This window comes from Mycobacterium sp. Dal123C01, assembly GCF_052566995.1.
Genome location: NZ_CP199580.1, coordinates 4,693,662 through 4,710,964, shown reverse-complemented (window position 1 = coordinate 4,710,964; position 17,303 = coordinate 4,693,662). Strand labels below are relative to the sequence as shown.

Below are 17,303 nucleotides of genomic sequence, written 5' to 3'. Positions count from 1 at the left end.
CGCTTCTTAGACTGTCCGAGTGCGTCTCGTCTTCGCCGGCACCCCCGAACCAGCGCTGCCCGCGCTGCGTCGCCTCCTCGACTCGCCTCGGCACGAGGTGGTCGCCGTGCTGACCCGGCCCGATGCCGCCTCCGGTCGGCGCGGCAAGCCGGAGCCGTCTCCGGTGGCCCGCGAGGCACTCGACCGCGGTCTTCCGTTGCTGCGGCCGGTGCGGCCGAACTCGGCGGAGTTCGTCGCCGAACTGGCGGAGTTCGCTCCGGAGTGTTGCCCGGTGGTGGCGTACGGCGCGCTGCTGCGCGACGGCCTGCTCGCGGTGCCCCCGCGCGGCTGGGTCAACCTGCATTTCTCGCTGTTGCCGGCCTGGCGCGGCGCGGCGCCCGTACAGGCCGCCGTCGCCGCGGGGGACACCATCACCGGAGCGACGACGTTTCAGATCGAGCCCAGCCTGGACTCGGGGCCGGTCTACGGCGTCGTGACCGAGACGATCCGGCCCTCCGATACTTCCGGCGATCTGCTTGAGCGACTGGCTATTTCGGGTGCGGCGTTGCTCTCGGCCACATTGGACGGCATCGGCGACGGGACGCTGACGCCGCGACCGCAACCCGCCGACGGGGTCAGCATCGCGCCCAAGATCACCGTCGAGGAGGCCCGGGTGCGCTGGGAGCTGCCGGCACCGGTGGTGGAGCGGCGTATCCGCGCTGTCACACCCAACCCGGGGGCGTGGACGATGATCGACGACCTGCGGATCAAACTGGGGCCGGTGCAGATCGACGCGGATGCTCCAGAGTCGTTGCCGCCCGGCGCAATTCACGTGGATCGCAAGATTGTGCGGATCGGCACCGGCTCGGAACCGGTGCGGCTGGGCCAGATTCAGCCCCCCGGCAAGAAGCTCATGAACGCCGTGGACTGGGCGCGGGGTGCCCGGCTCGACGCCGCCGCGCGGGCATCATGAGCCCGGCCCCGAAGCAACGCCGGCCTTCCTCACCGAAAAGGCGCCGGCCGCTGGATCCGGCCCGGGCCGCCACCCTCCAGGTGCTTCGCGCCGTCAGCGAGCGCGACGCGTACGCGAATCTGGCCCTGCCCGCACTGCTGCGCGATCGTGGCATCAGCGGACGTGACGCGGCGTTCGCCACCGAGCTCACCTATGGCACCAGCCGCACCCGCGGCCTGCTCGACGCGGTCATCGGCGCGGCCGCCGGCCGCGCGCCCGAGGCGATCGATCCGCTGTTGCTCGATCTGCTGCGGATGGGCACCTACCAACTGCTGCGCACCCGAGTCGGCGCATACGCCGCGGTGTCGACCACCGTCGAGCAGGCCGGGATCGAATTCGATTCGGCGCGAGCAGGTTTCGTCAATGGCGTGCTGCGGACGATTGCCGGGCGGGACGAGAAATCCTGGGTCGACGAACTGGCCCCCGACCCAGCGCGGGATCCGATCGGGCACGCCGCGTTCGTGCACTCCCATCCACGCTGGATTGCCCAGGCCTTCGCCGACGCGCTGGGCGCGGACGCCGGTGAACTCGACGCGGCGCTGGCCAGCGACGACGAACGGCCCCAGGTGCACCTGGCGGCCCGTCCGGGAGTGTTGAGCGCGGGGGAGCTGGCCGACACGGTCGGCGGCACCGTCGGCCGCTACTCGCCGTACGCGGTGTACCTGCCGGGCGGCGATCCCGGACAGCTGGCAGCGGTGCGCGACAGCCAGGCCCTGGTTCAGGACGAGGGCAGTCAACTGGTGGCCCGCGCGATGACACTGGCGCCGGTCGACGGCGACACCGGGCGCTGGCTCGACCTGTGTGCCGGCCCGGGCGGAAAGACCGCGCTGCTGGCTGCCCTGGGCGCCGACCGGGGTGCCCGGATCACCGCGGTCGAGCCGTCGCCGGGTCGCGCGGACCTGGTCGCGGAGAACACCCGCGGGCTGGACATTGACGTGGCGCGAGTCGACGGGCGGCAGAGCGGTCTCGAGCCGGGTTTCGACCGGGTGCTCGTCGATGTGCCCTGCACCGGGTTGGGTGCCTTGCGCCGCCGGCCGGAGGCCCGTTGGCGCCGTCAGCCGTCCGATGTGCCGGCGCTGGCCAAGCTGCAACGCGAACTGCTGGCCGCCGCGATCGCGCTGACCCGACCGGGCGGCGTGGTGCTGTATTCGACGTGCTCGCCGCATCTTGTCGAAACCGTCGGGGTGGTGGCCGATGCGCTGCGCCGCCATCCGGTACGCGCGTTGGATACCCGGCCGCTGTTCGAGCCCGCGGAGGTGGGCGAGGGGCCCTACGTGCAGCTGTGGCCGCACCGGCACGGCACCGATGCCATGTTCGCTGCCGCGCTGGTCCGCGTAGCGGAGTAGCGCGACGGCGACACAAACACCCCAGCTGCCGCCGCGCTGGTCCGCCTGGCGTGAGCTCGGCCGCCGGGCTCAGTAATGTGGCGCACATGGCTGGCAGCACGGGTGGGCCCCTGATAGCTCCGTCGATCCTGGCCGCCGATTTCGCCCGGCTCGCCGACGAGGCGGCCGCCGTGGCCGGCGCCGATTGGCTGCACGTCGACGTGATGGACGGCCACTTCGTGCCGAACCTGACGATCGGTTTGCCGGTGGTGGAGAGCCTGCTGGCCGCCACGCGCATTCCGATGGATTGCCATTTGATGATCGACAACCCGGACCGGTGGGCGCCGCCGTACGCCGAGGCCGGCGCCTACAACGTCACCTTTCACGCCGAGGCCACCGAGAATCCGATCGCGGTGGCCCGCGATATCCGAGCCGCCGGCGCCAAGGCCGGGATCAGTGTCAAGCCCGGGACTCCGCTGGAGCCCTACCTGGAAATCCTGCCGCAGTTCGACACCCTGCTCATCATGTCGGTCGAGCCCGGCTTCGGCGGCCAGAGCTTCATCCCCGAGGTGCTGAGCAAAGTCCGCACCGTGCGGAAGCTGGTCGACGCGGGGGAGCTGACCATCCTGATCGAAATCGACGGCGGTATCAGCGCGGACACCATCGAGCAGGCCGCCGAGGCCGGAGTCGACTGCTTTGTCGCGGGTTCCGCGGTCTACGGCGCCCAGGACCCCGAAGCCGCGGTAGCGGCGTTACGGCGACAGGCCGGCGCCGCGTCAGCGCATCTACGCCGGTGAGCCGCCGTCAGCCTGTCGACAACCTCGACGCCGCGATGCGACTGGCCATCGAACAGTCGTATCTGGTCAAGGGCAGCACCTACCCGAACCCGCCGGTCGGGGCGGTGATTCTGGACGCCGACGGCCAGGTGGTCGGCGTCGGCGGCACCGAGCCGGCCGGCAGCGACCACGCCGAGGTGCTGGCGCTGCGCCGCGCGGGCAGCCTGGCGGCCGGTGGCACCGCGGTGGTCACGCTGGAGCCGTGTAACCACCACGGCAAGACTCCGCCGTGTGTGAACGCGCTGATCGACGCCGGCGTGCGGACGGTCGTCTATGCCGTCACCGATCCGAACGAGATCGCGGCGGGCGGCGCGGCCCGGCTGTCGGCAGCGGGTGTGGACGTCAAGTCCGGCGTACTGGCCGAGGAAGTCAGCGGCGGGCCGTTGCGCGAATGGCTGCACAAGCAACGGACCGGGTTGCCGCACGTGACATGGAAATACGCCAGCAGCCTTGATGGCCGCAGCGCCGCCGCCGACGGCACCAGCCGGTGGATCTCCAGCGAGGCGGCACGGTTGGACCTGCATCGGCGCCGCGCCGCCACGGACGCGATCATCGTCGGGACCGGCACCGTACTGGCCGACGATCCGGCGTTGACCGCACGGCTGCCGGACGGCTCGCCGGCGGCGAAACAACCGCTGCGCGTCGTGGTCGGTATGCGCGAAATACCTTCTGAGGCAAAGATTCTCAACGACGATTCGCGCACCATGGTGATTCGCACCCGCGATCCCATGGAAGTGCTCAAGGCGCTTTCGGACCGCACCGATGTACTACTGGAGGGCGGTCCGACGCTGGCCAGTGCCTTCCTGCGGGAAGGGGCGATCGACCGGATCCTGACCTACGTCGCGCCGATCCTGCTGGGTGGACCCGTCACCGCGGTCGACGACGTGGGCGTGCCCACCATCGCGCGGGCATTGCGGTGGCGCTTCGATGGCGTCGACCGGGTCGGCCCCGACCTGCTGCTCAGTCTGGTGCCGCAGAGCGGCTAGCGCTCACCCAGCGATACGGTCTGCTGCTCGGCGAGCTCCGGTTCCTCGGCGTGTTCTTTTCGGCCGCCGAGAAGCAGCCCCAGCAGCGCTCCCACCACGCAGATGACGACGGTGGCCGCGAATATGTCGCCGTACATCAGTGCGAAGGCCTTCAGGTACAGGGTGGCCTGCGCGGTCACCCGCTCCAGCAGCGTGGCATCGGGCGAAATCTTCGCCGACAGCCCGGCGATGATTTGGTTGAACCGGTACAAGCCCCAGGCGCTCAGCGCCGCAACGCCGATCAGCATGCCCGTCATCCGGGCCACCACCACCGCTGCCGAGGCGATGCCGTGTTGGGCCGACGGAACAACCCGCAGGGCGGCCGAGGTCAGCGGTCCGATCACCAGGCCGAGTCCCAGACCGGCCACCAGCAGGTCCGTGTGGACCAGGGGCAGGCTGACCCCGAAGAGATCGTGGTGCTGGGTCATCACATCCATCCGCCAGAAATGGATCAGCCAGTACCCGTAGGCCGCGATCAGCAGCCCGATGAACGTCATCGCACGGTCGCCGATCCGGGTCGCGATGAAACCGCCCAGCACCGCGCCGATCGGCAGCGCGATCAGGAACCAGAGCAGCAAGCCGGCGGCCTGCGCCTGGGTCATTTGCAGCACGCCCTGGCCGAATAGCTCGACGTTGACCAGGGTCACCATCAGCGCCGCGCCCGCGGCCACCGAGGCGCCCAGTGCGGCCAGGAACGGCCGGAAGTGCACCCCGGTGGGTTCGATGAGCCGGGTGCGCGAGAAACGCTCCCAGAGGATGAACACCACCGCGACCACGACCGCGCCGATCACCAGCGGCAATCCGTAGCTGGGCAGTATCTGTTTGCCGTCGGGCGAAGGGTTGTAGAGCCCGATGACCGCCAGGCCCAGCGCGACGGCGAGCAGCACACCACCGACGACGTCGACCTTTTCGGGCTCGTCCGCGCGTTGGTGCGACGGCAGGCTGAACTGGATCATCACCATCGCGATCAAGGTCAGCGGCACGTTGATCCAGAACACGTAGCGCCAGTCGTGGAACATCCAGACGATGAAGATCCCATAGAGCGGGCCCAGCACGCTGCCGAGCTCCTGGGCGGCGCCGATCCCGCCCAGCACGCTGGCGCGGTTGCGTTCTGCCCACAAATCGGCGCCCAGGGCCAGCGTGACCGGCAACAGCGCGCCACTGGCGATGCCCTGGATGGTGCGGCCGGCGATCAGCATGTGGAAATCGCCCCAGTGGCCTGCCATCGCCGTGACCACCGAGCCGACGATGAACAGCGCCAGGCTGACCTGCAGCACCAGCTTGCGGCCGAACCGGTCAGAAGCACGCCCCAGCAGCGGCATGGCGGCGATGTAGCCCAGCAGGTACATCGTGATGATCCAGGTGATGCGCTGCAGCTGGTTGATCGGGATATGAACGTCGCTCATGATGTCGCGCATGATCGTGACGACGACATAGGCGTCCAGGGCGCCCAGCAGTACGGCGAGGCTGCCGGCGCTGATCGCGATTCCGCGTCCTGCTCGCATGCTCATCAGCTCACCGGGGGCTTGGTGACGGTGACCGGCTTGCCCCAGTCCGACAAGGTGATCTGGACGGAATTGCCTTCGCTCTTCTGCAGGTTGGCCTGGACCAGCTGGTGATCGCCACTCTCCTGAATCCAGACGGTGGCCGGTACGGGCTGCGTCGCGGCGAGGCTCGGGATGATCTTGTTCACCGCGTCGGCCGTGACATTTCCGCTGATCTTGATGGTGCTCTGGCCGTTGATCGTTTCGCGACCCTCGGCCTTGGCGCTGGTGAAGTTCGCCAGCACATTGCCCAGGCCGGCGTCCGGGCTCAGCAGTACCGAGACGTCGTAGACGTCGGAGGCCTTACCGAAATCGCTCCACTTGTTCGGGGTGAGCGTGGCGTAGAGCACCGAGTCGTAGACCACGAAGTTGGCGTCGATGTCAGAGCCCGCCATCGTGAGCTGCGCATTGCCCGACGCTGCCGTGCTCGGGACCGTGGTGAGGTCGCCGGTCAGCTGCTTGATCGGCAGCCCGGGAATCTTGCCCTGGGTCGACAGCACCAGGTGCACACTCTTGAGGCCCTTGGTGACGTCGGCGGATTGTTTGACAAGAGTCGTGGCGTCGGGCAAGGGGCCGCCACTGTTCTTCGAACCCGACGAGCAGCCGGCGATCGCAGCGGTGGCGAGGGTCAGGGAGACGAGGACGGCCGTGAGCCGGCGGCGTGTCTGCATACCGTGCATCGTAGAGGGTCCCGATGACCGGGCTTCGGAACGTGGGGTCCCCTTCGCGGCCCGACGAGGGCGTTTATGGCGTCTGCCGTGGTCGCTCACCAGGCAAAGCGCCGGCGAATTAGCCTGATGGAATGTTCACCGGAATTGTCGAGGAGCTCGGCGAGGTAATCGGCCGGGACGTCCTCGCCGACGCGGCCCGCCTGACCATCCGCGGACCCGTCGTCACCGCCGACGCCGGCCACGGAGATTCGATCGCCGTCAACGGGGTTTGCCTGACGGTTGTCGAGCTGCTGGCCGACGGCCAATTCACCGCCGATGTCATGGCCGAGACCCTGGACCGGTCCAACCTGGGCGGGTTGGAGGTCGGTAAGCGGGTCAATCTGGAGCGCGCCGCGGCTGTCAACAGCCGGCTCGGCGGGCACATCGTGCAGGGGCACGTCGACGGCACCGGCGAGGTGGTGGCCCGCACGCCCTCGGAACACTGGGAAGTGGTGCGCATCGAGATCCCGGCGGCGGTCGCTCGCTATGTCGTGGAGAAGGGGTCGATCACCGTCGACGGGATTTCGCTGACGGTCTCCGGCCTCGGCGCCGAGCCGCGGGACTGGTTCGAGGTCTCGTTGATTCCGACGACCCGGGAATTGACCACCCTGGGTCATGCCCCGGTCGGCACCCAGGTGAACCTCGAAGTCGACGTTATTGCGAAATATGTTGAGCGGTTGATGGGCGAAAAATAACCAACTACCAGTGATAATGTAATATAGCGGGGTAGCGTAGTGGTGCAGGTGTAACGTATTTCTAGCGCAGCGCTAGCGAAAAGGAACCGCCAATATGCCAGCCCCACCCGACATCGCCGCATTGCTAGGGTCCTGGGAAATTGCCCTCAAGGCGGAGCGAAAATCGCCGTCAACCATCGAGAGCTATCTCATCGGTGCGCGCTTATTTGTTCGATGGTGCGATGCCAACGGCCACACCCCAGCGCTCGACCTCCGCCTGGCGCAGTCGTTCCTTGCCAACCTGCTCGATCGAGGAGTACAGCCCAACACTGCCCGTGCCCGGTACGCGGCCCTGAGGCGGTACGCCGCCTGGCTGTACGCCGAGGACGAACTCGACTCCAACACGCTGTTGGAGCTCAAACCGCCGAAAATCGACACCAAGCTCGTCCAACGCCTCTCCGATGACGACTGCCGGCGACTGGTCAAAGCGTGCAAGGGCAAGGCGTTCCTGGAATTACGCGACGAGGCGATTGCGCGGCTGATGATCGAGACCGGGTTGCGGGCGGGGGAGGTGCTTGGGCTCAACGTTGACGACATGGACCTGGGCCACGGGCTCGCGGTGGTGCGGCGCGGCAAAGGCGGCAAGGCTCGCGTGGTTTCTTTCAGCCCCCAGGCGGCGACGTGCATCGAGCGCTATCTGCGCCGAGCACGCAGCGGCCACCGGCTAGCCGACACCACCAAAGCGCTCTGGCTCGGCGGCGGTGGTCAAAACCTGCGCTACCACGGACTGGACAAGGCAATGAAGCAGCGAGCCATCGCGGCCGGAATCTCTGGGTTTCATTTGCATCTGCTGCGCCACACGTCCGCGCAGCGCTGGCTGGCCGCAGGCGGTAGCGAGGGTGGGCTGATGGCCCTCGCGGGATGGTCGAGTCGCGACATGCTCGACAGGTACACCCGCGCAACCGCATCGGATCGCGCTGCAGCAGAAGCCAAACGGCTCGACCTGGGCGCCGACCTGTAGGCGCAACACACCGGGGTGCACACCTCACCCGATTAGCGCACCGCCCAGGTGTACTGTGCGCTAGCAACCACCCCAACGAGTCGAGGAGCGGTCTACCGGATAGCCGACGACATCACCTGAGGTAGCCCACGCGCAGTCGCGAGGGCAGACACAACCGCCGTTGTTCTGCCTGAAGGGATACCCAGTGTCGTCCATCGACGCTCCCACTGACAACGACCCGCTAACCCCCAAGACGGGTCTCACCGCGTTCGAGCGTAAGAAGCGCTCCGAAAAGGCTGTCCACACGCAGTGGGCCAAAGAAACCAATCGCACAGCGAGAACCGCTGCTGCACGGGGTAATTCACCGTCATCGTTGCGCTACCACGAAAAGCAGATCGACCCCGATGGGTTGCTGCTACCCGCTGAGCGTCGTAAGCGCGCGGAGAGCGCCCGGAAGGCGTACTTTGCCGACCTCGCCCTCAGATCGGCGAAAGCGCGCCGCCGCAAGGCCGGTGGCGCGGCGTGAGTACGCCGCGCAAGCGGGTGCCCCCACGGCAGCACCGTAGGGGCACCCGTGCGAAGAACGCCGGCACGGCAGAACGCATCACATACGCTCTTCAGTTCTCGCGGCCTCAGCGTAGCGCGTTGGTGCGACGAACCCCGACAAACGCCGCGCCCGCGCGGACGGCCGGCGAGGGGCGGTAGACCGGTGACTTTCTGGAATATCGGCGACGAGGAGCACAGCGACCCGCGCTTTATCAGGGCCGGACAGGGCTCGTTTGAGCTGTACCACAAGGCCGGGTCCTGGTGCATGGGGCAAGTGCGGGGCCGACCGGAAGAGGAAGTCCCCGTTGAATGGTTTGTGCCTGATGAGTGGGTTCGGGGTCAGCACACTGGGCCACGTCTGGCCAAAGGGCTCATCGCGCAGGGCATGTGGGAGCGTGTCGACTACGGCTACCGATTTAAATGGATCAGGCCGGGTAACACGGCCGACTATGTGCGGTCGGAGCGAAAGCGCAACCGCGAGAAGCAGAGTCGGAGGCGGGCGGCCCAGGACTGACGATGGAGGCTGTTTTCCCGCGGAGTGCCAGGGGGTTTCACCCGGTGAGTAACCGGGTGAGTAACCGGGTGAAAACCCCTGCGACATATGGGTATGTACCTACTTACGTAAGTAACACCCATCTCCCATATCCCATTTCCCAGAGCAGCGGGCTAACGCCGCTGCTACCCATTTCACTGGTTACCTGTCGAAACGCATGCGCGGCCAGGCAACCACTGAGCAGCGCGACACCGCGCACACGTCCAGCGCCCCACAACCGACCACGCGCACGAACCAGCCACACCATCACGCAGTCGTTGCGTCGGCCGGGGACGGGACTAGCGGCACAGCCATGACAGCGTCCCGCCTGGTGGAGTACTGCAGTTGCGGCGCACCGTTGCGGCCCGCAAATCGTTCGGGCGTGTGCGCCGAATGTTCTTGGGAAGCGAGGAATCAGCGGCTGCTGCGCATGCAGCGTGAGCATGACGCCCAGCGCCGCAAGAGCGTCGCGGCAAAACGCCTCGCCGAACTCGAGAAAGGAAACGCGTGACCGATCGTGATAGCGGGCATTGCATGCTGAACCAGGCCAGGGTCACGCACGATCGGCCAACACCACCGCCCCAGGGTCAGCGCACCCCAACAGCGCCCGCGAGCGCCCAGGGAGACGCTGTGAGCCAAAACGACCAGTGGCACACCGTGCGGCAGCGCGTATTCGACGACAGATGGCTTGCCGTCTATCCAGGCGAGAACGGGGCAGATTGGTACACGGGCCCAGTCGACGGCCTCGTGCTGCAACTGCACCCGGATCATCGTTCCCGCGTCCTCCACGCGCTGCGCGACGACACGGGCCGCCTAGTGCCCCTCGATCCTCAGCCGTTCACCTGCGTGCCCACCGACAAGCTGCGAAAGCGCCTCGCCACAATGCATCCGCCCGCCCTCCAACCGCCGCCGAAGGAGCACCCCTGATGCATGACCTCGATTTGCGCGATCTGGTCGACGGGCTCCCACGCGACGAACTGCTGGTACTCGCCGACGAGTTCGAGATTTTCGCCGGCATGACGCAGCGGCCGATTGGCCCGTGGGCGTCGTGGTGGCTGTGGCGGATCCGGAAGGCGCTGGGTTACGAGTACCCGCAGCCGCCGGGCGAGCCCATCGACGTCATGAACACCGCGGAGCGCGACGGCATCCGGGACGACCTGCTTGCCCTGGCGGAGCGCCACCGTAACGACGAAGGCGTGCTGACGTTCTGCGTCGGCCTGGTGGCGCAACTCGAATTCCTTGCGCTGCAGGACGAGCAGGAACGCCAAGATCTGCAGGCCTGGCTCAACGAGTACCGCCGCGCACACCCCCACGGCGAGCCCCGCGACACCTCCCGTTTGCCGTCGTGGCCTGAGGTGAGCGGGCCACCCGACGACCGGGTGTAGCGCGCTGGAATGCGGCACAAGGGGATTCGGTGCTTGGCGCCAACGGGGAGGCGGCGTAGCATCCGATCTCGCAAGCGCTGTCCGCAGGCTGGCACAGTCGGGGCAGCGCCATCGGTTCGACAGGTGATGCGCTGGCACGGCGGCCTGTATCGGGACCATCGGCTGTAGGACGTTCGGCACGATTCGACGCGGCCAAGAGAATCCACGCCTGAATTGCGTTGCGGTGCAATTGGACTCGATTCCGCACGCCTTACGCCCTTGGAGGCCCCGCCATGTCATCCGCCAACCAGGAAATGCTCGCACGGCTGCGCGCCACCGCACGCGACGTCGAAGCCCAGCGGAAGCAGATCTTCGACCGCGCCCAGGCCGAAAGCCGCGACACCCTGTCCGTCGCGGAGACCGCCGAGTTCCGCTCCCTCACCGAGCTCATCGAAGGCCTGGTCGAGCGCGCCAAAGACCTTCGGGAAGAAGTCGAGCGCGAAGGCAGCCTGACGGACGCACAGCGCCATGCAGTGCTCGGTGGTGCTGGCGGCGATTCCCGCGCGGCCAGCCTGGCGTGGGGCCGCACCGCTGCGCAAGCGTTGCGCCGCGACCTCGGAGGCAAGGAGTCCCGCGCTGTCATCTCGGGCAGCGTCGACATCCCCAACCTGGTCCAGCCTTCCGTGGTGGCCATCCCGCGTCCGGTGCGGTTGATCGACTTGTTCACCAACCGGCAGGGCGTCGATTGCATGGCGTTTGAATATTTCCGGGCCACGGTGCGCACCAACAATGCGGCGGCCGTTCCGGACCTGGCCGAGAAGCCGACTTCGGTGAACACCGTGGTGCCCGTCAACGACCGCTGCCGGGTCATTGCCCACCTGTCCGAACCCGTGCCGTACCGAATCTGGGTGGACGAGAACGAGATTGCCAACTGGCTCAGCACTGAGCTCGCCCAAGGCGTGCTCGATGCGCTCGAGGCCGAAGCAGTTGGCTCTGCCGCCGGCACCGGTCCAGGCACCGGATCGGGCGAGCACATGACCGGGCTCCTCAAGGTCGCTGGCACAACGGCGGTCGCATACAACACCGACCTGCCGACGACGCTGCGCAGCGCGGTCACCGCGCTGCAGAACATCGGCGTCGTGCCCAACGGATGGGCGCTGAACCCTGCCGACGCGCAGACCATCGACCTGTTGCGGTGGGGAAGCTCGGGCGGGTTCCTCTCGGGTGGCTACCCAACCGGCCTGGGAGCGCAGGCGTCCCTCGCGGACAACATCTTTGGGGAAACCCGGCCGCGTGTGGTGTCACCGTCAATCCCGCAGGGCACCGCGATCCTCGCGGACTGGAACGCGGCGTTGAAACTGTTTGTCCACTGGAACATGCAGATCATCGCGAACGCGTTCGGCGACACCCTGTTCGCCACCAACGCCGTCCAGGTGCGCGCCGAGGCCCTGGTCGGCATCGGCATCCTGCAACCGCGTGCCGCAGCCATCGTTGACCTGACGGCGTAACCGTGACCGAGCACGACGACACGGTAACCGCGTTCAAGGACGGGAGGTCCTGGCGTTGGCGCTGGCGCTCACCCTGGGCAAGTACCCACGACAGCACCGCCGCCTACCCGACCAAGGCGAAGGCGTTGGAGTCGGGCCGCACCTGGGTACGGGAAACGAGCCGCGGATGATCAGCTATTTCGATGCGCTAGCTCGCGGCTACGTCCCGGTGCAGGAGTGCGCCCAACGCATGGACACCACTGTCGAGCGCATACGGCACCTGGTCAAGTGCGGTCACCTACGGGCCACCGCAGACGGGACGCTCGTACAGCCGGCCATCCTCACTTGAATCGCTTTACCGTCGCGTGGCTTTGGCCGGACTCGCGGTGGCCGGGGTTGGCTGGCCGCGTCGTCTGGAAAGCGGCGGGCGTCACTCACGCCTCGGGAGGGTTCTGTGCACCCTCGGAAGCTCGTATCTTCCGGCGGAGTCTCCGGAAGAGAGCCACCTCGAGTTCGACTGTTGCTCGAAACAAGCCTCCAGCTAACCCACCAAATACGAGGGTGAACGCGTCAGAGGCAAGGCCCTGCTTGAGGGTCTCCCCCAAGTAGGTCCAGAAGCCTTCGAGGCGTGCCTGGTTCAGCCGATCGATGCGCTGAATTTCGCGTTGCATCGCAGCCTTGAGGACGTCTTGATCGTCGGGTTCGAGCAGATTCTCGGCCTTCTCGGCGATGTCGACGAGAGTCTTGAGTGTCTCATGTGGCGTTTTGCGCGCGTTTCGCACGGCGAAAGAGCCGGCTATGACCGCCGCGAGTACCACTCCAACGCCGCCGAGGACGGATTGCCACCAAGGAACCATTTGCGAATCGTCTCAGGTCACCATCTGCACGGGGGACGAGGTGGGTAATCCTTCAAAAGTTGCGAGTCGCACCACCCCTGAGCGAGTCACTTGCGGGCCTGCACAGACGGCACGCTCGTGCAGCCAGCCATTGTCAGCGGCTGGATCAGCTCTTTTGGCGACCACGCGTGGGGTAATTGCCCGATTCGTCGGGATAAGTGAATACTTGAAGTGCCCCAGCCGCAACCAGCCCGAAGCCCAAGAACGCTACTGGGACAAAGAAATACCAGAAGACCCATGATGTGTTTAGGGCGAGCCAGGCCAGTCCGCTCCCAGCGCCTCCCATGACAGCCGCCACAACGACAAGGGTCACAACCGTTATCCAGGAAATCTTGCGCCGTCTGCGCTGGACGTGGATCTGAACCTCTTGGCTGATGAGCTCTTCCAGCGCCTTCTTCGAACTTTCCGGGACTTCTTTGTAGAGTTCTGAATCCTTCGCAAGTCTTCGCGTCACTTTGCTATCGGCGGATCCTGCGAGATAGATCTTGCCGAGCAGGCCTGCCACAGCGGGCACGGCTCCAAGGATTAACGGTAGCGTTCCGCCCTCTGGCATGGGCCAACACTATTACTGATGCCCCGGGTGGGTCAGAAGTTGCGGGCCGCGCGCCTCCCCCAAGCCAGCCCGGAGGGGCTATTTACCCCCGGAAAGTAAACGTCCAACTCGGTCCTGGTTGTCGTTCAAGGCCCTGGTCCCGGTCACTTCCGCCCAGAGCGGCGTTTACCTGGAAAGTAAACAGCCCCTGGACGCATTTGCCGACGCCGAGCCTCACGTCGTGGCCGGGAAGAATTTCGCGTTCTAGTCACGCGTCGGCCCGGACATCGGCAAGATGACGGCGTGCGATTGAAGGAGATTCACCTACGAGCATTCAAGCGCTTCACGGACACCCATATCCAAGGGCTGCCGGCCTCCGCTCGTCTGATCGTCTTGGCGGGACCCAACGGTTCCGGCAAGTCATCGCTGTTCGATGGCTTGAAGACGTGGCACTGGGTGTTTGGCTCCGTGCCGTCATCGTGGGACGAGGCCTATGGGGCGAAGGTGGGCGTGCCACCAATCCAATGGCCCGACCACGTGCGAGTCGAGTTCCACGAACCGCTGCCTGAGGGCACTGACGAACTGAAGAAGCTCATCTACATCCGCAGCGCGTTCCGACATGAGGCGGACTTCAACGTGACGAGTTTAGGTCGGGTTACATCGCCGCTCGATAGCGTCAGGGTCCAACGCATGATCGACAACGATCAGTCGGTTTCGGATAACTATCAACGAATGATCATGGCCACGATCAGCGGTATTTTCAGTCAGGAATTACCGGACGACACAACTAAGGCGGAAGTCCGGGATCGCATCGTTGGCCAAATTCAACGAGCTATGCAGAAGGTCTTTCCAGACCTGGTGCTCGAAGGTGTCGGCGAGGTAATGGGTAGCCCGGGCGGAATTAACACCTTCTACTTCACGAAGGGAACGGCATCAAATTTTCTCTACAAGAACCTGTCTGCTGGCGAAAAGGCCGCCTTTGACCTCATTCTCGACGCCGTGGTGAAGGGCTCCTATTTTGATAACTCCGTCTGGTGCATAGATGAGCCGGAGAGCCATTTGAACACCCGGGTCCAGGCATCATTGATGAGGACGCTTGTGGAACTCGTGCCGCCGAATAGCCAGATGATCATAGCGAGCCACAGCATCGGTTTTATGCGCGAGGCATGGGAGATGGCCAAGAACGATCCCAACTCCGTTGTCTTCCTTGACCTTCAAGACCTTAATTTCGACGAGCCGCAGGTGATACTGCCAACGACGCCCTCGCGTCAGTTCTGGTCGCGCGCGCTCGACGTTGCACTAGGAGATCTAGCGCAACTTGTAGCACCAGAGGAAATCGTGCTGTGCGAAGGGCGGCCGAGGGTCAACAACCAAGATCGGAAAGCAGAATTCGATGCAAGTTGCTACCGAGTAATCTTCGCAGCCGAAAAACCGAATACCGACTTTCTATCGATCGGCAACAGTGACGACGTGAGGAACGATCGGCTCGGTGCCGGTCAGGCGATCCAAGCGGTGAACTACGGAACACGCATCATCAGAGTGGTCGATCGAGATCTTATGGATGCGGCTGAGGTCCAACAGATGATCGCCAATGGGGTTCGGGTGCTTTCGCGCCGCCACATCGAGGCGTTCCTCTTGGATGACGAAGTCCTGCAAGCTCTTTGCGAGGCTGAACAACAGAGCGAGAAGGTTCCGGATCTCATAGTTGCAAAGCAAGCGGCCCTGCAGGCCAGTATTGGGCGCGGGAATGACCCGGACGACCTGAAGAGGATCGCGGGTGATGTATACAACGAGGCCCGGAGGCTGTTGTCTTTGACGCAGCCGGGAAGCAACTGGGATGCGTTCGCAAAAGGCAAACTGGCCCCCCTGCTACGCCCCGGTATGAAGCCGTACGAGGACTTGCGAGCAGACATCTTCGACTGAACCGCACGAGCGCCAGGCACCGGCGCGCCGCCAGCACCTTGGTTTCCGTCGAGAGCCGCGCCGTCAGCCTTCGGTGCCCCCGTACTCGCCGCGAAGGTCTTTGCGCGCTGCTCGGTATGTACGGTCGCAAAGATCTAGCAGCCAATCGACATCGAGGTTCGAGTCCTGGCTGATCCTCTCCAGCCACCTGTCTTCTTGGCTTGTCAGCTCTAGCCACTTCATGTGGTAGGTGTCCACTGTCATGTCATCGTTTCCGCTCTTCCGTGCGTTGCGCAGGTCGGCTATCTCCTTCCTGGTTCTGTCGATAGACAAGAGCGGTAGGGGGCACCTACCGAACTGACGGTCCGCTTCGACGAGCATGGCGTCGACAAGCTGGCTCACTGGCTCCGCGGCGTAGGCCTTCAGCTCGGCAATTCTCCCGTCGACATCCAGCTGATTGCGGAATTCAAATAGCGCGCTGGTCGCCCTAGCTTTCCTGCGGCGCTGGGTATCGTCGGTGACTTCCTCGGTGAGTTCATCGCCCCTGAGCTGTGCTTGCTCCTTGACGTGCAGGGTTGCCGCGATGAGCATCCTGAGCACGGCCTTCTTGTCCTCCCCTGACCGGCGCTCGTAGTCGAGGGCGGTTGCATGCTGCCGGTCCTCCCGCTTCGAACGGGCGTCAATGATCTTCGACCAGATCGCCACGCCGCCCGTGACCGCCACGGACGCCACCGGCACCACAACGTCCCAACCATTCACCCCGCAGACGTTACGACCGCGGCAGTTCCGTCGCCCGGTTTTCCACCATCCTCATCGCGTCGCCGGCGACTGGTCCGGAGGGTGGTTGCACCCGCGCCACGGTGTAATCCGCCAGGCGTGACGCTAGACAAAACGGACCGCCCCGACCGTGTGGGGCCGGGGCGGTTGGGTGATCGCTAGCTGCTGTACTGCTCGATCACGGTCTCGAACGGCACGTCCCGCATCGCCTGGTGGCTCAACCAGGTGGCCCCGCCTTCGACGTAGCCCGCAAGCTCCTTCGCCTGGCCCTCGGTGGCGCAGCGGTCTGCGACGTGCACCCATGACCCGCCGTTGGTCAGCTTCTGGCCGCACCACCACGCGCCCTCGCTCTCCGCGACGCGGTAGGTGTGCCGCGCCCCGTTGGCCACCTGGTAGCCGGTGCCCCGCATGTCTTTGGCTTCCCACTGCATCGCCACCGGCTTGGGAAGGACCTTGGCCTTGGCTGTCGCTTTGGCCGGTACGGCCTGCTTCGCCGGGGCCTTCTTCGCCGCGGTGCTAGGGGCGGTCTTGGCTGCTGCGTTCATCGGTGGTTTCCTCTCGGTGCTGGCTGCGCCCTGTGCGCTGCCGTACGCGGTGAACGGTAGTGTCCTCAGCCAACGCCTTCAAGACGCATAAGGCCAGCTCAAAGCCTTGCGTAGAGCGATCCAGCGAATGCGATGCACCGTGGTGCAATAATGGGGCAGTGTTCCTTAAGCGCACCGCACCGCTCAAACATAACGGGGAGCGCAGGAGCAACAAGCATGCTGCATTTACCCTGGTTAAGCGCACCGCTAGCTCACGCACAATTGCGAAATACGTCGAACGCCTGATGACCGCACGAAGCCAATGAAAGTCGTCGCCACAATCGCCGTCGGCGTGCTGATGTGGTTGGCGTCGTTATTCGGTTGCGGCACCGCCCAGGCCAATGCGAGCCAGGAAAAAGAAGCGTGTCAGCTGATGGACGATCCAGCGGGACATGATTTGGGTTATCAGCCCGCCGAATACGCGTTCATGGTGTTGCGCGGCAAGATGTCGGCCGCGGACGCGCGAAACGTCATGTCCGAGGGGGCGCAGGACTTCTGCCCCAATCACATAATCGACTTACCGGCCAGCTGGCGATAACGCCTTTTTGGAAAGCGAATGCGCCGAACAGCAAAAATTG

At 65.4% G+C, this 17,303-nt stretch carries 22 protein-coding genes; 16 read left to right on the top strand and 6 right to left on the bottom strand.

Annotated features, from left to right (window positions below; all coding sequences use genetic code 11):
- Positions 1-19 precede the first annotated feature (19 nt).
- The 4 genes from fmt (at position 20) to ribD (ending at position 4,138) form a co-directional block, all read left to right on the top strand.
- Positions 20-952 (top strand): methionyl-tRNA formyltransferase, encoded by a 933-nt coding sequence (gene fmt / locus ACTXG5_RS22000; protein WP_445160804.1) that lies wholly within the window; start codon positions 20-22, stop codon positions 950-952.
- Positions 949-2,337: an RsmB/NOP family class I SAM-dependent RNA methyltransferase gene (locus ACTXG5_RS21995; RefSeq protein WP_445160803.1), complete on the top strand. Its 1,389-nt coding sequence runs from the start codon at positions 949-951 to the stop codon at positions 2,335-2,337. Before fmt ends, ACTXG5_RS21995 begins: the two co-directional genes overlap by 4 nt.
- A gap of 86 nt (positions 2,338-2,423) precedes the next feature.
- Complete coding sequence (gene rpe, locus ACTXG5_RS21990; RefSeq protein ID WP_445160802.1) at positions 2,424-3,113, top strand: ribulose-phosphate 3-epimerase; 690 nt, start codon at positions 2,424-2,426, stop codon at positions 3,111-3,113.
- 35 nt (positions 3,114-3,148) lie between these two features.
- Positions 3,149-4,138 carry a bifunctional diaminohydroxyphosphoribosylaminopyrimidine deaminase/5-amino-6-(5-phosphoribosylamino)uracil reductase RibD gene (gene ribD, locus ACTXG5_RS21985; protein WP_445164540.1) on the top strand — a complete coding sequence of 330 codons (990 nt, stop codon included), beginning with the start codon at positions 3,149-3,151 and terminating at the stop codon, positions 4,136-4,138.
- On the opposite strand, the gene ACTXG5_RS21980 is transcribed toward ribD, so the two are convergent.
- Together ACTXG5_RS21980 and ACTXG5_RS21975 are read right to left on the bottom strand one after the other, a co-directional pair.
- Complete coding sequence (locus ACTXG5_RS21980; RefSeq protein WP_445164539.1) at positions 4,135-5,682, bottom strand: MFS transporter; 1,548 nt, start codon at positions 5,680-5,682, stop codon at positions 4,135-4,137. The genes ribD and ACTXG5_RS21980 overlap by 4 nt on opposite strands.
- A gap of 5 nt (positions 5,683-5,687) precedes the next feature.
- Positions 5,688-6,392: an LppX_LprAFG lipoprotein gene (locus tag ACTXG5_RS21975; RefSeq protein ID WP_445160801.1), complete on the bottom strand. Its 705-nt coding sequence runs from the start codon at positions 6,390-6,392 to the stop codon at positions 5,688-5,690.
- A 131-nt stretch (positions 6,393-6,523) separates the two neighbouring features.
- On the opposite strand from ACTXG5_RS21975, the gene ACTXG5_RS21970 reads away from it, so the two are divergent.
- From ACTXG5_RS21970 to ACTXG5_RS21925, 10 genes are all read left to right on the top strand, one after another.
- Positions 6,524-7,126 carry a riboflavin synthase gene (locus ACTXG5_RS21970; protein ID WP_445160800.1) on the top strand — a complete coding sequence of 201 codons (603 nt, stop codon included), beginning with the start codon at positions 6,524-6,526 and terminating at the stop codon, positions 7,124-7,126.
- Positions 7,127-7,220: 94 nt separating this feature from the next.
- Positions 7,221-8,126, top strand: coding sequence for a tyrosine-type recombinase/integrase (locus tag ACTXG5_RS21965; RefSeq protein WP_445160799.1), 906 nt, complete (start codon positions 7,221-7,223; stop codon positions 8,124-8,126).
- A 184-nt stretch (positions 8,127-8,310) separates the two neighbouring features.
- Positions 8,311-8,631 carry a hypothetical protein gene (locus tag ACTXG5_RS21960; protein WP_445160798.1) on the top strand — a complete coding sequence of 107 codons (321 nt, stop codon included), beginning with the start codon at positions 8,311-8,313 and terminating at the stop codon, positions 8,629-8,631.
- A gap of 183 nt (positions 8,632-8,814) precedes the next feature.
- Complete coding sequence (locus ACTXG5_RS21955; protein WP_445160797.1) at positions 8,815-9,165, top strand: hypothetical protein; 351 nt, start codon at positions 8,815-8,817, stop codon at positions 9,163-9,165.
- Positions 9,166-9,496: 331 nt separating this feature from the next.
- Positions 9,497-9,694, top strand: a complete 198-nt coding sequence (locus ACTXG5_RS21950) for a hypothetical protein (protein WP_445160796.1) — start codon at positions 9,497-9,499, stop codon at positions 9,692-9,694.
- Positions 9,695-9,813: 119 nt separating this feature from the next.
- Entirely contained in the window at positions 9,814-10,110 is a 297-nt protein-coding gene (locus ACTXG5_RS21945; protein ID WP_445160795.1) for a hypothetical protein, read from the top strand.
- Complete coding sequence (locus tag ACTXG5_RS21940; protein ID WP_445160794.1) at positions 10,110-10,568, top strand: hypothetical protein; 459 nt, start codon at positions 10,110-10,112, stop codon at positions 10,566-10,568. The genes ACTXG5_RS21945 and ACTXG5_RS21940 overlap by 1 nt, the downstream gene beginning before the upstream one ends.
- A 272-nt stretch (positions 10,569-10,840) precedes the next feature.
- Positions 10,841-12,055: a phage major capsid family protein gene (locus ACTXG5_RS21935; RefSeq protein ID WP_445160793.1), complete on the top strand. Its 1,215-nt coding sequence runs from the start codon at positions 10,841-10,843 to the stop codon at positions 12,053-12,055.
- A gap of 2 nt (positions 12,056-12,057) precedes the next feature.
- Positions 12,058-12,225, top strand: a complete 168-nt coding sequence (locus tag ACTXG5_RS21930; protein WP_445160792.1) for a hypothetical protein — start codon at positions 12,058-12,060, stop codon at positions 12,223-12,225.
- Entirely contained in the window at positions 12,222-12,383 is a 162-nt protein-coding gene (locus ACTXG5_RS21925) for a hypothetical protein (protein WP_445160791.1), read from the top strand. Before ACTXG5_RS21930 ends, ACTXG5_RS21925 begins: the two co-directional genes overlap by 4 nt.
- A gap of 85 nt (positions 12,384-12,468) precedes the next feature.
- Here the strand turns inward: ACTXG5_RS21925 and ACTXG5_RS21920 are convergent, their stop codons facing one another.
- Together ACTXG5_RS21920 and ACTXG5_RS21915 are read right to left on the bottom strand one after the other, a co-directional pair.
- Positions 12,469-12,891, bottom strand: coding sequence for a hypothetical protein (locus ACTXG5_RS21920; RefSeq protein ID WP_445160790.1), 423 nt, complete (start codon positions 12,889-12,891; stop codon positions 12,469-12,471).
- Between the two features lie 145 nt (positions 12,892-13,036).
- On the bottom strand, positions 13,037-13,483 hold the full coding sequence (locus ACTXG5_RS21915; protein ID WP_445160789.1) for a hypothetical protein: 447 nt from the start codon (positions 13,481-13,483) through the stop codon (positions 13,037-13,039).
- 282 nt (positions 13,484-13,765) lie between these two features.
- Here ACTXG5_RS21915 and ACTXG5_RS21910 point away from each other — a divergent pair, with 282 nt between their 5' ends.
- Entirely contained in the window at positions 13,766-15,385 is a 1,620-nt protein-coding gene (locus ACTXG5_RS21910; RefSeq protein WP_445160788.1) for an AAA family ATPase, read from the top strand.
- 63 nt (positions 15,386-15,448) lie between these two features.
- Here the strand turns inward: ACTXG5_RS21910 and ACTXG5_RS21905 are convergent, their stop codons facing one another.
- Together ACTXG5_RS21905 and ACTXG5_RS21900 are read right to left on the bottom strand one after the other, a co-directional pair.
- The gene (locus tag ACTXG5_RS21905; protein ID WP_445160787.1) at positions 15,449-16,123 is read right to left on the bottom strand and encodes a hypothetical protein; all 675 of its coding nucleotides are present in this window, start codon (positions 16,121-16,123) and stop codon (positions 15,449-15,451) included.
- 176 nt (positions 16,124-16,299) lie between these two features.
- Positions 16,300-16,686 carry a hypothetical protein gene (locus ACTXG5_RS21900; protein ID WP_445160786.1) on the bottom strand — a complete coding sequence of 129 codons (387 nt, stop codon included), beginning with the start codon at positions 16,684-16,686 and terminating at the stop codon, positions 16,300-16,302.
- A gap of 301 nt (positions 16,687-16,987) precedes the next feature.
- Between ACTXG5_RS21900 and ACTXG5_RS21895 the strand changes: the two genes are divergently transcribed.
- On the top strand, positions 16,988-17,263 hold the full coding sequence (locus ACTXG5_RS21895) for a hypothetical protein (protein WP_445160785.1): 276 nt from the start codon (positions 16,988-16,990) through the stop codon (positions 17,261-17,263).
- Positions 17,264-17,303: the final 40 nt, after the last annotated feature.